We start from the raw sequence: 14,717 nt of genomic DNA, 5'->3' as shown, positions 1-14,717 counted from the left end.
AGACGCCATCACAGCGTCATCCCGCGGGCGGTGACCGGCCAGACCGCCTCGACCCGGCCGTTCCGCACGCCGACATACCAGTCGTAGACGTTGACGGTCGGGTCGCAATGGCCCGGAATCAGCTTCAGGCGGTCGTTGAGCTTGAGCACGTTGCCGGGATCGCTGATCACCCCGTGCTCGTCCGAGCACTTGATGTATTCGACGTCGCTCCGGCCGAACACCAGGGGCAGGCCGCTGTCGATGCTCTGGGCCTTCAGGCCGGCGTCGCAGATCGCGACATCGGCCTTCGCCTTGCTCATGATCGAGGTGACGATGAACAGGCTGTTCTCGAAGTCGCCGATCGGCTGGCCGCTCGCGTCCTTCACCCGCTGGTAGTCGGCGTCCATGAACACGTAGGAGCCGCATTGCAGCTCGTTGTAGACGCCGCTGCCGCCCTCCAGGGCGAAGCTGCCGGTGCCGGCGCCCGCCACGATGGCGCAATCGAGCCCTTCGGCCTTCAGCAGGTCGACGGTGCGCTTCGTGTCGTCGATCGCCGCCTGGATCAACGCCTTGCGCTCGGCGTAGTCGCGCACGTGCTGCGCCCGGCCCTGATAGGCCTGCAGCCCGGCGAATGTCAGCCCCGGCGCCGCCGCGATTTTTTTCGCGATCGCCACCGCGGGCTCGCCGGGGGCGACGCCGCAGCGGCCGGCGCCGACATCGATCTCCACCAGAGCCTCGAGGGTGACTCCGTACTTCACTGCAGCTGCCGACAGGTCATCGACATTGCCGAGGTCGTCGACACAGACCAGCACCCGCGCCCGGGTGGCCAGCGCGGCCAGGCGCTCGATCTTCTGGGGCGCCACGACCTGGTTCGACACGAGCACGTCGCGGATGCCGGCGCTGACCAAAGCCTCGGCCTCGCTGACCTTCTGGCAGCAGACGCCGCAGGCCCCGCCCCGCTCGATCTGCACGGTCGCGATGTCGGAGGATTTGTGCGTCTTGGCATGGGCCCGGTGGCGCAGGCCGTTCTCCTTCATGAAGCGGCCGAGCTTGTCGACGTTGCGCTCGAAGGCGTCGAGATCGACCATCAGGCAGGGGGTGTCGATCTCCTCGACCGGCATGCCGACGCGGGCGGGAATGTTGTTGCGCATGGGGTGTCTCCTCCTGATCGGGCGTTTTTTCGTTTCTCGGTCGCCTCGGCGGCTCACGGGGCGAGACCCAAAAGCTCGGCGATGCGCGGCGTCGCCTTGATGCCGGTGCCGGTAAGCACCGCCACGACGGTCTCGTCGGGGCCGATCGCGCCGCTCGCGGTCAGGTCGGTCAGCGCCGCCGCGGCCATCGCGCAGGTCGGCTCGACGTAGAGGCCGGAGCGGGCGAGCTCCATCAGCGCCGCCTCGATCGCCGCCTCGGAGACCGCCACGGTGCCGCCCCCGGAGCGGCGGAGCGCCGCCAGCACCGCCCGGCCGCGCACCGGCTGGGCGATGGAGGCGCCCTCGGCGAGCGTCGGACGCGGGGTGACCGGCACATAATCCTCGGCCCCCGCCTGGAAGCCGGCATGCAGGGGCGCGCAATGGGCCGGCTGCACCGCGTAGAGGCGCGGCAGCCGGGCGATTGCCCCCCGGCGCAGCAGCTCCGAGAAGCCGATGTCGCAGCCCAGGATGTTGCTGCCTGCCCCGCACGGGATGATCACCGCGTCGGGGGCGGAGAAGCCCAGATCCTCCCACAGCTCGTAGGCGAGCGTCTTGGTGCCCTGGAGGAAATGCGCCTGCCAGTTGTGGCTGGCATAGAAGATCTCCTCGGCCTGCCGCACGGCCGCGTCCGCGGTGTCCTGGCGGGTGCCGGGGATCAGCTCGACCTCGGCGCCGGCGGCGCGCATCTGCACGGTCTTGGCCGGCGAGGTCGAGGCCGGGACCAGGATCTTGGCCCGCATCCCCGCGGCGGCCGCGTAGGTCGCCACAGCCGCGCCGCCGTTGCCGGACGAGTCTTCCAGCACCGCGTCGATGCCCTGCTGGCGCAGGATCGACAGCATCACGGAGGCGCCGCGATCCTTGAAGCTGCCCGAGGGGGCGAACCATTCGAGCTTGAAATGCGCCTGGCGCCCCCGCCAGGGCCGGCGCACCAGCGGCGTGCAGCCCTCCCCCAGCGAGACCGGATCCGTGACCGCCACCGGCAGCGACGCGGCGTAGCGCCAGAGCGAGCGCGCCCCGGTATCGATCTGCCCCCGGTCGATCCCGGGCAGCGGCGAGATCATCAGCGGGCCGCCCGAATCGCCCCGCCAGCGCGGGATCTCGATCGGGTAGGAGGCTCCGGTCGCGGGGTCGATATAGGCAGGGGGCATGCGCATCACGGCTCGGGGATCCGGGGCGGCTCGGCTAGAGCATCGTCCCGGAGATCAGAACCGGGACGATGCTCTAGGCTTTTGATTTTGCACCATATTTTCCGAAATTCGGAAACCACCTTTCGGGATGATGCTCTAGTGTATACATAATAATCCGATCTGGCACGTCGGCCGTGGGACGTCCGGGATCCTGTCGGGTGCGGAGCGAAGCTCCCATCCTCATCAGGGCTCCGCCCTGATCACCCGCCAAAGGGCTGGTCCTTTGGGAGCCCCGGACTTCCAGGCTGCATCAGGCCGCCAGGTTCAAACTCACGGCCTCCGGAGCGTGCTCCGCGGCCACCGCCTCGGCCAGGAGCTCGGCGGTGGCGCCCGAGAGGGTCCAGCCGAGATGGCCGTGGCCGGTGTTGTAGAAGACCCCCTTCCGGCGGCCGCGGCCGACCTTGGGCAGCATGTTCGGCAGCATCGGGCGCAGGCCGCTCCAGGCCACCACCCGGTCGGTGTCGACCAGCGGGAACTGCTCCCGGGTCCAGTCGATCAGCGGCTGCACCCGGTCGTGGCGGATGTCGCGGTTGAAGCCGTTGAACTCGGCGGTGCCGGCGACCCGCAGGCGCTCGTCGCCGAGCCGGCTGGTGACGATCTTGGCCGCCTCGTCGAGGATGCTCACCTCCGGGGCCGCAGCTTGCGCCTCCGGGGTCAGCAGGTTCACGGTGATCGAGTAGCCCTTCACCGGGTAGACGTTGACCCGGTCGCCCAACATCGCGGCGAAGCGCCGGCTGGCACAGCCCGCGCAGATCACCACCGCGTCGGCCTGCAGCGCCTGCGGGTCGGCGGCCGGCCGGTCAGCGCGCCGCCAGCCGATGGCGTAGCCCCCCTCCCCGGCCGCGATCGTCTCGACGCTGGCGTCGTGGACGAAGCGGACGCCCTTGCGGGCGCAGGCGGCGGCGAGGCCCCGGGTGAATTTGTGGATGTCGCCGGTGGCGTCCGACGGGGTGTAGTAGCCGCCCGCATAGGCGCCGGCCAGCGTCGGCTCGATCGCCCGGATCTCCTCCGGGGTCACAGCGTAGCGCTCGAGCCCGCCCTCCCGCAGCAGCGCATTGACGGCATGCGCCTTCTCAAAACTCGCCCGGTCCCGGTAGAAATGCAGGATGCCGCGGGTCTTGAGGTCGAAATCGATGCCCTCGGCCTCGGCCATGGCGAACAGGGCGGTGCGCGCCTTGAGCGCCAGCCGCACGGTCTCCACGGTGTTCTGCCGGTAATGGGCGATCTCGCGCATGAACTCCGCCATCCAGGACAGCTTGTGCCAGGAGGGGGTGGGATTCATCAGCAGCGGCGCGTCGCGGCGCATCATCCACTGGACGCCGTGGAGCACGGTGGAGAGCTTGTTCCAGACCTCGGCGTTGCAGGCCGAGAGCTGGCCGCCATTGGCGAAGGAGGTCTCCATGGCGGCGTAGCGCTGCCGGTCGAGGACGGTGACGCTGTAGCCGCGCTGGGCAAGCGCATAGGCGGTGGTCACGCCGGTGATGCCGGCGCCGATGACGGCGATGTGGGTCATGGTGTGGAACTCCGAGACGTGCGGACGCGGTGAGGCCCTCCCCTGCGGGTTGGCCGGTTGCGCGCCCCATCTGTCCCGGTGCCTGAGAGCTTGATCCGGCCGGCCCTGGCGAGGCTGGCACGGACGTCCCCTTCGGCGGGTGCCCACGGACCCAACAGGATCCGCTGCACCGCTCTCCAGATCGCCCTGACGACACGGTTCCGGTGCCTGAGAGTTTCCGGGGCGGTTGCTCCGTCGGCGCCGGGTCCCCCTCTGGTGGGTGGATCCCGGTCTCTCCCGCATCGTCGCGATGGGCTGGGGTATCGATACCCCGATTCGGACGCCCCGGTGAAGGCCGGAGCCCTCGCCTCAGCGGACAGCGCGGCCGCCCTGTCACCCCGCCGGGAGCGATCCCGGCGCTGGCCGGTTGACCGCTCGAAGCTCAGGAGACGCCCGATGCTGACCAGGACCGCGATCTACGAGGGCACGGTGCGCGACGGCCAGGAGGAAGCATTCTTCCGCCGGGTCCGGGACGAGCTGGAGCCGTTCTGGCGGCGTTTCCCGGGGGTCACTGCGGTGCGGGTGCAGCGCCTCGTCTCCAAGGATGCCGACGCCCGGCCGATCGCCATGATCCTGGAGATGGATTTTCCGGATCAGGCGGCCCTCGACGCCTGCCTGGCCTCCTCGATCCGCCCGGAATCCCACGCCGCCACCGAGGCGGTGATGCAGATGTTCGACGGCCGGTTCTACCACCTCGTCAGCGCGGCGCACAGCTTGGACGTGGCGGGTTAAGGGTCGACACGACCGCCCTGGCGCTGTGCTGGGGATTGCTTTCGGCCGAGGCTGTGTGAACCGGAACAGTTCACTCCAGCCCCGGGACGGGTAGCCCGAAGGCGGCAGCCAGCAGCACCATGTTGAGGCCAAGCACCACGGCCGCCCCCGCCATGGCCGCCACCTGGGTCAGCGGGCCGTTGGCGAAGGCCCCCATCACGCTGCGGCGGCGGGTGAACACCACCAGGCCCACCATCGGCACCGGCAGGGCGAGCGACAGCACCACCTGGGACAGGACCAGCGCCCGAGTCGGGTCGACGCCGATCGCCACCACCACGAAGGCCGGCAGCATGGTGACCAGCCGGCGGACGAGGAGCGGGATGCGCCAGCCGGTGAAGCCCTGCATCACCATCTGCCCGGCGAGCGTCCCCACCACCGAGGAGGAGATCCCGGAGGCGAGCAGCGACACCAGGAAGGCGCCCCCGGCCGCCGGTCCGAGCAGCGGGGTCAGGGTACGGTAGGCCTGATCGATCTCCGCGACCTCGCTGTGGCCGGCATGGAAGGCTGCCGCCGCCATGATCACCATCGCCATGTTGACGAGGCCGGCGAGCAGCAGCGCCACCACCACCTCGCGGTTCGAGTAGCGCACCAGCAGGCGCCGGTCGGCGTCGCTCCGGGGGCTGCCGCGCCCCTGGGTCAGCCCCGAATGCAGGAACAGTGCGTGGGGCATCACCGTGGCGCCGATGATCCCGACCGCGATGGTCAGGGCCTGCGCGTCCGGGATTCTTGGGGTGACGAGGCCCTTGGCGGCGTCCGCCCAATCCACCGGGGCGATGGCGAGCTCGACCGCGTAGCAGAGGCCGATCGTGCCGACCATGACGCCGATCGCGATCTCCAGCGGCCGGAAGCCCTCGTGCTCCAGCAGCAGGATCGCGTAGGTGACGATCGCGGTGATCGCCATGCCGGCCATCAGCGGCATGCCGGTGAGCAGCGACAGCCCGATTGCGCCCCCTAAGAACTCCGCGAGGTCGGTGGCCATGGCGGCGACCTCGCTGATGCCCCAGGCGGCGAAGCGTCCGCTCCGGGGAACGGTATCGCGAAAGTGCTCCGCGAGGTTCTTGCCGGTGACGATGCCGAGCTTGGCCGAGAGCGCCTGGAACAGCATCGCGGTGAGGTTGGCGAGCAGCACCACCCAGAGCAGGCCGTAGCCGTAGCGGGCGCCGGCCTGGATGTTCGTGGCGAAGTTGCCGGGGTCCATGTAGGCGATCGACGCCGTCACGGCGGGGCCGACGAACAGCAGGAACCGGCCGCGACCGCCCGGCCGCCCGTCGAGGGTGTCGCGGATCGCCTGCTCCGTGCGCCGGCTCATCCGGCCGCGCACAGGCCCCTCGGAGGCCGTTCCTTTCGGCATCTGGTCCCCCGGGACCGTCGCCGCCTCCGGCGTTGCCATGCCTCACCCTTTTCTCAAAGATATAGCTTGAGCTATATTCAGGGCTTCGGCCCCGGTTTCAAGGGGGAATCGGAGGCGGCGCCTACCGCATCGCGGGACTCCCCTCTCCGCGTCGGAGTTTGCTAGATAGGGGCCGGGCGGCGCCGGGGGGCGGCGAGAGGGAGAGCCGATGCAGGAACCGTCCGAGCCGAGTGCCTCCGAGACCCAAAGCTTGCCGGAGACCGTGCTGGTCGATCCCGAGCGGCATGTGGAGAGCTTCCGCCAGGCGCGCGAGGCGCGGCGCTCCGAACTCGTCGAGGATTATGTCGAGCTGATCGACGACCTGATCGGCGACGGCGGCGAGGCGCGCCAGGTCGACATCGCCGCCCGCCTCGGCGTGGCCCAGCCCACCGTCGCCAAGATGCTGAAGCGCCTGTGCGAGGACGGCTTCGTCCAGCAGCGGCCCTATCGCGGCGTGTTCCTGACCGAGGCCGGCCGCCGGCTCGCCACCCAGGCGCGCGAGCGCCACCGTATCGTCGAGCGCTTCCTGTGCACCCTCGGCGTCAGCCCGGAGACCGCCCGCCGGGATGCCGAGGGGATCGAGCACCATGTCAGCGCCGAGACCCTGGCCGCATTCCGTGCCTTCGTGGAGGGGCGACAGGAGACGTGATCCGCGACAGGGCGCATTGCGTCCGATGCGCGACGGCGTATCCTCCGCGTGATGCGTGCGCCTCGTTCGAAATCGCCCCTGCCGCCGGTCGGCGGACTCGGTTCCGAGCCGGTCCGCGAACTCGACCGTGTCCGGATTCTGCGGGCGGTCTCGGGCGACGACGACGTGACGGTTCCGGCGGGCGCCACCGGCACTGTCGTGGCGATCTATGCGGACGGTGAGGCCTTCGAAGTCGAGTTCACGGAGCCGGTCGACACGCTGGCGACGGTCGAGGCCGACACCGTGTGCCTCGTCGAGCGAGCGGTCGTTTGACCGATCCGGACGCTTGGCCGTCCCGCTTTCACGTCACGCCGGCCAAGGTCACCGCCTATCTGCTCAATCCGAGCCACCGGGACGGGGCTGCGAAGTGCCGTTTCCTCGCCGCGTTCGGATTTACGCCGGGCGATCCGGACGCCTTGATGGAAGCGTTGCTCGATCATGCGCGGCGGCCGAATTTCCGTGGGTTCTTGCCCGGCTATCGGGCCATCAAGCTGTATTTTGAGGGACCTTTTGCCGCCCGCGCCGGTGTGGATCCTCAGGTCAGAACCGTTTGGCAGGTCGATGATGCCGATCCCTCTCGAACCGCCCGGTTCATAACCCTGAAGCCACTTCCGCGGCCGCGACCCTGACCGTTCGTCGAACGCATCAAACAGTCGGCGCCGCCACCTTCTGGCGCAGCCCCAAGATCACCGCGCGCAGCATCTCGGCCCCCGCCTCGCCGGGATCCGGCAGGGTGCCGGAGCGGGAGGCGTAGATCCGCTCGTGGACGAAGGCGAGCTTGGCGATCACCGTGGGGGTCAGCTTGAACGGGTAGAGCGCCGGCTGGCCCATGCTGTGGGACAGGGAGTTGATCGCGTAGGTCAGCGGCAGCCACGCCTCGATCAGCCGGTCGAGGTCCTGGGTGTCGTAGGGGTCGAAATCGATCACCGTGGGCGCCGTCATGGCGTTGCGCAGGCGCGGGCGGACATGCAGCTCGAAGGTCGAGGCGGTCTCCACGGTGTCGACGATGTGCAGGTAATGCGCGAAGGTCTCGGCGAAATCCTCCCACGGATGGGCGGTGGCGTAAGCCGAGACGTAGGAATCCTCCCAGTCGGCCGGGGCGCCGTGGGCGTAGTGGTCCTGCAGGGCCCGGACGTAATTCCGGCTCTCGTCCCCGAACAGCGCCCGGAATGGGTCCAGGTATGGGCTGTTCATGACCAGCAAATACCAAAAATAATGGCCGATCTCGTGCCGGAAATGGCCGAGCAGGGTGCGGTAATGCTCGCCGAACAGGATCCGGCGCCGCTCGCGCTCGACGTCGTCGGCCTCGGCGATGTTCATGGTGATCAGGCCGTTGATATGGCCCGTCAGCACCGGCGTCCCGTACGAAAAGCTCTCCGACGGATCGACCAGGAAGTCGAAGGCCAGGCCGTCCGTGTACTGCGCCCGGGTTGCCAGGGGCAGCTGGAGGCGCAGCAGCGAGTAGAACAGCCGGCGCTTGGCCGCCTCGATCTGGCGCCAGCGCGTGAGGTTCCAGGCTTGCGACAGGTCCGGCACCACCCGGTTGTGCCGACAGGCGGTACAGAAGATGTCGGGGCTGTCCTCCGGCACCAGCCAGTTGCAGGCGCCCGAGAGGGCGTTGTTGCAATAGCGGTAGCGCCGGCCGGAATCGGCGTAGGCGTGGAAGGTCTGGGCCCCGCCCATGGACGGATGAGTCGAGAGCCCCATGGGCTCCAGGGCCGAGACCTCGTGCACCGCGCAGGCATAGCCCAGCCGGCGCGCGCAGCTCTCGCAGGCGGTCGCCTCGAAGGTAACCGGCTGATCGCAGGCCTGGCACTGGAAGAGCTTCATCGCGCGGTCCCGGGCCAGCTACCGACCCACCTGTCGATCAAATAGGCGCGACCGGCAAAGTTCCGGCCAAGGTCGGCGGCGAACCCCGGAACCCGTGGCCGCCGCACGAAAATTGCTTGTGACCCCGTCCTTGGCACATAACCACGCGGTGGGGCCCGGTGATCGACCCGTTGCGACGCCCGGTGCCGGCTACGAGACCGCATTCGATCTTCAGACGGAGCCATCGTGTCGATCAAAGCCGCCCTGCACCATGTCACGCATTACCGCTACGACCGGCCGATCAGCCTCGGTCCCCAGGTGGTGCGCCTGCGCCCGGCCCCGCACGCGCGCACCAAGGTGCCGGCCTATGCGCTGACGGTGACCCCCGCCAACCATTTCCTGAACTGGCAGCAGGACCCGAGCGGCAACTGGCTCGCCCGCCTGGTCTTCCCGGAGAAGACCGACGAGTTGAAGATTGAAGTCGATCTCACCGCCGAGATGGCGGTGATCAACCCGTTCGACTTCTTCGTGGAGGATTACGCGCAAGGGCGGAATTTCGCGTACGAACCCGACCTGTCGGAGGAGCTGGCGCCCTACCTGGTGCCGGTGGACGCGGACGGGCCGGAGATCGAGGCGCTGCTCGCCCGGCTTCCCGAGGAGCAGAGCACGGTTCTGTTCCTGGTGGCGCTCAACGGCATGATCGCCCGCGAGATCGCCTACGGGGTGCGTATGGAACCCGGGGTCCAGACGCCGGCCGAGACGCTGCGGCTCAAGAGCGGGTCCTGCCGGGATTCGGCCTGGCTGCTCGTGCAGGTGCTGCGCCGGATCGGGCTCGCCGCCCGCTTCGTCTCCGGCTACCTGATCCAGCTCGTGCCCGACACCACTGCGGTTGACGGTCCGGCCGGCGCGTCGGCGGACTTCACCGACCTGCACGCCTGGGCCGAGGTCTACCTGCCCGGCGCCGGCTGGATCGGCATGGACGCGACCTCCGGCCTGCTCACCGGCGAGGGCCATATTCCGCTGGCCGCGACCCCGCATTACCGCTCGGCCGCGCCGATCTCGGGCGCCGCCGAGCCGGCCAAGACCGAGTTCGGCTTCGAGATGCGGATCACCCGGGTCGCCGAGACGCCGCGGATCACCAAGCCCTATTCCGAGGCGGTCTGGTCGGCCATGGACGCGCTGGGCGAGCGGGTCGATGCCGACCTCGTGGCCCAGGACGTCCGGCTGACCATGGGCGGCGAGCCGACCTTCGTGTCGGTGGACGATTTCGAGGCGCCGGAATGGAACATCGCCGCGGTCGGCCCGACCAAGCGGCGGCTCGCCGACACGCTGATCCGGCGCCTGCGCGACCGGTTCGGCCCGGGCGGGCTGCTGCATTACGGCCAGGGCAAGTGGTATCCCGGTGAGAGCCTGCCGCGCTGGGCCTTCGCCCTGTACTGGCGCAAGGACGGCAAGCCGATCTGGAAGGACTCAGGCCTCATCGCCCCCGAGGCGGGTGAGGGCTCGGAGGGGACCGCCACCATTGCCCAGGCTCAGGCGCTGGCCGACACCCTGGCCCGCCGGCTCGGCCTGTCCGACTACGTCTTCCCGGCCTTCGAGGACGGCGAGCTCTGGGAGAAGAAGGCCGCGGAGCTGCCGGTCAACGTCACGCCGGCCGCCGCTCGGTCCGGCTCGGTGGAGTTCGACGCCCGGATCCGGCGCGTCTACGCCCGCGGCCTCGGGGAGCCGGCGGGCTATGTCCTGCCGCTGGCGAGCCTGCCCACCGGCAAGGACGGCGATGCCGACCGGGTCTGGATCTCGGAGAAATGGGACTTCCGCCGGGGCCAGGCCTTCCTCGTGCCGGGTGATTCACCCCTCGGCTTCCGGCTGCCCCTGTCGTCCCTGCCCTACGTGCCGCCCGAGCACTATCCCTATTACCAGCCGCAGGACCCGCTGGAGGCCCGCGGCCCCCTCCCCGACGACCCGACAGCCAAGACCGTCGTCAACGGGGCCGGCATCACCGGCGTCGCGGTGCGCACCGCGCTGGCGATCGAGCCCCGGGACGGGATCGTGCGGGTGTTCATGCCCCCGACCCAGCGCGCCGACGAGTATCTCGAACTCGCCGCCCATCTCGAGGCCGCCGCCGCCGAGCTGAAGCTGCCGATCCATATCGAGGGCTACGAGCCGCCCTACGATGCGCGCATCGGGCTGATCAAGGTCACCCCCGATCCGGGGGTGATCGAGGTCAACGTCCACCCGGCCGCCTCCTGGCGCGAGGCTGTGGCGATCACCACCGACCTCTACGCCGAGGCCAGGCAGACCCGGCTCGGCGCGGAAAAATTCATGGTCGACGGCCGCCATACCGGCACCGGCGGCGGCAACCACGTGGTCATGGGCGGCGTCACGCCGGACGATTCGCCGTTCCTGCGCCGGCCCGACCTGCTCAAGAGCCTGGTGCTCTACTGGCAGCGCCACCCGGCGCTCTCGTACCTGTTCTCCGGTCTCTATATCGGCCCGACCAGCCAGGCCCCGCGCATGGACGAGGCCCGTCACGACGGGCTCTACGAGCTGGAGATCGCGCTCGCCCAGATCCCGAGCCCCGACGCCCCCAACATCCCGCGCTGGCTGGTCGACCGGGTGTTCCGCAACATCCTGGTGGACGTCACCGGCAACACCCACCGCGCCGAGATCTGCATCGACAAGCTGTACTCGCCGGACGGGCCGACCGGCCGGCTCGGCCTCCTGGAATTCCGGGCCTTCGAGATGCCGCCGGATGCCCGCATGAGCCTCGCGCAGCAATTGCTGCTGCGGGCCCTGGTGGCGTGGCTGTGGCGCGAGCCGCAGACCGGCGGTTGTGTCCGCTGGGGCACGACCCTCCACGATCGCTTCATGCTGCCGCATTTCCTCTGGGCCGACTTCCTCGGGGTGCTGGAGGATCTCGGGGCGGCAGGCTACGCTTTCGACCCGGTCGCCTTCGAGGCGCAGGCCCAGTTCCGCTTCCCGGTCTTCGGCGTGGTCGAGCAGGGCGGGGTCCGGATGGAACTGCGCCAGGCGCTGGAGCCCTGGCACGTGATGGGCGAGGAAGGGACGAGCGGGGGCACCGTGCGCTTCGTCGACAGCTCGGTCGAGCGGCTTCAGGTCAAGGTCGAGGGCTTCGTGCCCGAGCGGCACGTCATCGCCTGCAACGGCCGGCGGCTGCCCATGACCGGCACCGGCCGGGCCGGCGAGGCCGTAGCCGGCCTGCGCTTCAAGGCGTGGCAGCCGGCCTCGTCGCTGCACCCGACGATTCCGGCCCACTCGCCGCTGACCTTCGACATCCTCGACGCCTGGAGCGGGCGCTCGCTCGGCGGCTGCCGCTACCACGTCGCCCATCCGGGCGGCCGGAACTACGAGACCCATCCGGTCAACGCCTACGAGGCGGAGGGGCGCCGCCTCGCCCGCTTCGAACCCCTCGGCCACACGCCGGGCCGGGTCGAGATGCCCCGCGCCGAGGCGAGCGCCGAGTTCCCGCTGACCCTCGACCTGCGCACGCCGGCCCCGACATGATTGGGGTCTGGTGATGGAGGCGGCGCTCGCATCCGGCGCCGTCCGGGTCGAGGCGGCGGAGAGCCCGGAGGAGCGCATCGCGCGCTGGACCGCGGGCTACCGGCCCGTCCCCGGCCGGCCGGACGAGTTTCTGGGTGACGACGGCGCCCCGCGCGGCGCGTGGCCGCGCCTGCTCGACCATCTCGGCGCGCTCACCGAACCGGAGATCCTGGCCCGCTTCGTCTCGGCGGAGCGGCATATCCGGGATGCCGGCATCTCCTTCCGCATCTCCGGGGACCAGCGCGAGCATCCCTGGCCGCTGGGCTGCCTGCCCCTGGTGATCGAGGGCGCCGAGTGGCGCGATCTCAGCGCCGGCATCGTCCAGCGCGCCGAGCTGATGGAGGCGATCCTCGCCGATTCCTACGGCGCGGGCCGGCTGGTCGCCGAGGGGCTGCTGCCCGCCGCGATCGTGGCCGGCACGCCAGAATTCCTCCACCCCCTGCACGGGGTCGCGCCCCCCGGCGGCCATTACCTGAAGCTCTACGCCGCCGATCTCGGCCGGGGGCCGGACGGGCGCTGGCAGGTGCTGGCCGACCGGACGCAGGCGCCCTCGGGCCTCGGCTGGGCGCTGGAGAACCGGATGGTCCTGGCCCGGACCTTCCCGGACTTCTTCCAGGACCTCCATGTCGAGCGGCTGCCGGCCTTCTTCCAGGCCTTCCGCGAGGGGCTGGCGCTGGGGGCCGAGCGCGCCGACCCGCGCATCTGCCTGCTGACCTCCGGCCCCTACAGCAGCACCTATGTCGAGCAGGCGGCGCTCGCCCGCTATCTCGGCCTGATGCTGGTCGAGGGCGACGACCTCGTCATGCGGGACGGCGCCCTGCACGTGCGCACCGTCTCGGGGCTGAAGCGGGCCGACGCCCTGTGGCGCCGGATCGACGCCGACTATCTCGATCCCCTCGAGCTCAACCCGGCCTCGCGGCTGGGCGTGCCCGGCGTGATCGAGGCCCTGCGCAACGGCTCCCTGGTGATGGCCAACATGCCGGGCTCGGGGCTAGTCGAGTCCGCGGCGCTCGCCCCCTATCTCGACGGCATCGCCCGTCGCCTGCTGGGCGAGCCCCTGCGGCTCGGGCATCCCCGGGCCTGGTGGTGCGGCGACCTCGAAGGCCTGGCCCATGCGCAGGCGAATCTCGACAGCCTGATCCTGCGCCCGGCGGCTACGCCCCAGCGCGGGGCTGGCCGCGACGCAATGCTGGCCCCGCACGCCCTGGCGGCCGAGCGGGCGCGGGTGGTGGCGGCCCTGCGCGACCGGCCGTTCGACTATGTCGCCCAGGAGGCCGCGCCGCTCTCGACCATGCCCGGCTGGGAGCGCGGCGAGAGCGGCCTCACCCTGGTGCCCCGCCCCTTCGTGGTGCGCGTCTTCGCCACCCGGACCCCCTCCGGCTGGCAGGTGATGCCGGGCGGCTTCTGCCGGGTCTCGGAGAGCGGCGATCTCGACCCGATCGAGATGCGGCTCGGCATCCGCTCGGCCGACCTGTGGGTGCTGTCCGAGAGCCCGGTCGAGGCGCCGCTGATCGGCTCCCACGCGGCCCCGCGAGTGCGCCGGGTCGGCGGCCACCTGCCCTCCCGGGCCGCCGACGGCCTGTTCTGGCTCGGCCGCTATCTCGAACGTGCCGAGGCGGTGATCCGGCTGGTCCTGGCCCATCTGCGCAGCGTCGGCGACGCGGTCGGGACCGACATCTCCGGCGCCCTCGACACCCCGGCGGCCCTCGCCCTGCGGGCGATGCTCCACGAATGGGGCGCCATCGATGCCATCGACCTGCCCACCGCCCGGCTCGCCCAGGAGGCGCTCACCGGACGCGAGCGCTCGGGCTCGGCCCGCGCCCACATCGTCTCGGCCCGGCGCAACGCCGCCGCGCTGCGCGCCCGCCTCTCCGGCGAGGCCTGGCGGGTGCTGGCCGACCTGATCGAGCTCCTGTCGCTCGACACCGAGCGGACTTTTACCGAATCGCAGCTCGCCGGCCGCGCCGAGCGGGCGCTGAGCCAGCTGGCGGCCCTGTCCGGCCTGACCCACGAGAACATGAGCCGGGCGGAGGGCTGGCACTTCGTCGAGCTCGGCCGCCGCGTCGAGCGGGCGATCAACACCTGCACCTTCGCGCTGTCCTTCGCCAACGACGAGGCGACGCCGGGCTGCCTCGGGGTGATGCTGTCGCTGTGCGATTCGCAGATCAGCTACGGCCGGCGCTACATGCAGGGCGCGGCCCTCGACCCCGTGCGCGACATGGTGCTGCTCGACCCCTACAACCCGCGCTCGATCGCCTTCCAGGCGGAGGCGATCGCCCGGCATCTCGACGACCTGCCGGCGCTGTCGGCCGACGGCATTCCGGAGCCGCATCGCCGCCTCGCCTCCCGGATCCTGGCGGAGCTGCGCAGCGGCGAGGCCGCCGATTTCGACGCCGTGCGCCTCACCGCCCTGGAGACCGACCTCGAACGCCTCGCCGACGGCATCGCGGTCCGCTACTTCCCGGCCGGGCCGAACGCGCTGCGCCCGGAAAAGCTGACGGGCCTGGCGTGATGAGGGGCGCCGCGCAATCCGGCCTGGATTCGGCGCTCTGCGTCAGGATCGCCGCAAGACTGGTCACCCTTTCGG

General features: G+C 70.6%; 11 protein-coding genes and 2 riboswitches. Of the genes, 6 read left to right on the top strand and 5 right to left on the bottom strand.

Annotation, left to right across the window (positions count from 1 at the left end; genetic code table 11):
• Nucleotides 1-8 precede the first annotated feature (8 nt).
• The 3 genes from BM228_RS25450 to BM228_RS25440 form a co-directional block, all read right to left on the bottom strand.
• Nucleotides 9-1,130, bottom strand: coding sequence for a DSD1 family PLP-dependent enzyme (locus BM228_RS25450; protein WP_092044962.1), 1,122 nt, complete (start codon nucleotides 1,128-1,130; stop codon nucleotides 9-11).
• A gap of 53 nt (nucleotides 1,131-1,183) precedes the next feature.
• Complete coding sequence (locus BM228_RS25445; protein WP_092045002.1) at nucleotides 1,184-2,317, bottom strand: threonine synthase; 1,134 nt, start codon at nucleotides 2,315-2,317, stop codon at nucleotides 1,184-1,186.
• Between the two features lie 289 nt (nucleotides 2,318-2,606).
• A complete protein-coding gene (locus BM228_RS25440) occupies nucleotides 2,607-3,869 on the bottom strand; it encodes a D-amino acid dehydrogenase (protein WP_092044960.1) in 1,263 nt (420 codons plus the stop codon).
• A gap of 68 nt (nucleotides 3,870-3,937) precedes the next feature.
• A riboswitch (glycine riboswitch) is annotated at nucleotides 3,938-4,051 on the bottom strand.
• Nucleotides 4,052-4,054: 3 nt separating this feature from the next.
• Nucleotides 4,055-4,158, bottom strand: a riboswitch (glycine riboswitch).
• A 146-nt stretch (nucleotides 4,159-4,304) separates the two neighbouring features.
• On the opposite strand from BM228_RS25440, the gene BM228_RS25435 reads away from it, so the two are divergent.
• The gene (locus tag BM228_RS25435; protein ID WP_092044959.1) at nucleotides 4,305-4,640 is read left to right on the top strand and encodes a hypothetical protein; all 336 of its coding nucleotides are present in this window, start codon (nucleotides 4,305-4,307) and stop codon (nucleotides 4,638-4,640) included.
• Nucleotides 4,641-4,710: 70 nt separating this feature from the next.
• On the opposite strand, the gene BM228_RS25430 is transcribed toward BM228_RS25435, so the two are convergent.
• A complete protein-coding gene (locus BM228_RS25430) occupies nucleotides 4,711-6,069 on the bottom strand; it encodes an Nramp family divalent metal transporter (RefSeq protein WP_092044957.1) in 1,359 nt (452 codons plus the stop codon).
• Nucleotides 6,070-6,238: 169 nt separating this feature from the next.
• Here BM228_RS25430 and mntR point away from each other — a divergent pair, with 169 nt between their 5' ends.
• From mntR to BM228_RS25415, 3 genes are read left to right on the top strand one after another with little or no spacing between them, the layout of a single operon-like run.
• Entirely contained in the window at nucleotides 6,239-6,718 is a 480-nt protein-coding gene (gene mntR, locus BM228_RS25425; RefSeq protein ID WP_092044956.1) for a manganese-binding transcriptional regulator MntR, read from the top strand.
• Between the two features lie 51 nt (nucleotides 6,719-6,769).
• Nucleotides 6,770-7,030: a DUF4926 domain-containing protein gene (locus BM228_RS25420; protein WP_092044954.1), complete on the top strand. Its 261-nt coding sequence runs from the start codon at nucleotides 6,770-6,772 to the stop codon at nucleotides 7,028-7,030.
• Complete coding sequence (locus BM228_RS25415; protein ID WP_092044953.1) at nucleotides 7,027-7,386, top strand: DUF6883 domain-containing protein; 360 nt, start codon at nucleotides 7,027-7,029, stop codon at nucleotides 7,384-7,386. Before BM228_RS25420 ends, BM228_RS25415 begins: the two co-directional genes overlap by 4 nt.
• A gap of 16 nt (nucleotides 7,387-7,402) precedes the next feature.
• Here BM228_RS25415 and BM228_RS25410 read toward each other — a convergent pair whose 3' ends face one another.
• Nucleotides 7,403-8,587, bottom strand: coding sequence for a zinc-binding metallopeptidase family protein (locus tag BM228_RS25410; RefSeq protein WP_092044951.1), 1,185 nt, complete (start codon nucleotides 8,585-8,587; stop codon nucleotides 7,403-7,405).
• A gap of 225 nt (nucleotides 8,588-8,812) precedes the next feature.
• Between BM228_RS25410 and BM228_RS25405 the strand changes: the two genes are divergently transcribed.
• Together BM228_RS25405 and BM228_RS25400 are read left to right on the top strand one after the other, a co-directional pair.
• On the top strand, nucleotides 8,813-12,091 hold the full coding sequence (locus BM228_RS25405) for a transglutaminase family protein (RefSeq protein ID WP_092044949.1): 3,279 nt from the start codon (nucleotides 8,813-8,815) through the stop codon (nucleotides 12,089-12,091).
• 13 nt (nucleotides 12,092-12,104) lie between these two features.
• Nucleotides 12,105-14,642, top strand: a complete 2,538-nt coding sequence (locus BM228_RS25400; protein WP_092044948.1) for a circularly permuted type 2 ATP-grasp protein — start codon at nucleotides 12,105-12,107, stop codon at nucleotides 14,640-14,642.
• The last annotated feature ends 75 nt before the right edge of the window (nucleotides 14,643-14,717 follow it).

This window comes from Methylobacterium pseudosasicola, from assembly GCF_900114535.1.
GTDB classification, from domain to species: domain Bacteria; phylum Pseudomonadota; class Alphaproteobacteria; order Rhizobiales; family Beijerinckiaceae; genus Methylobacterium; species Methylobacterium pseudosasicola.
Note: the sequence above shows the minus strand (reverse complement) of the source record. Positions and strands in the feature narration are given on the sequence as shown.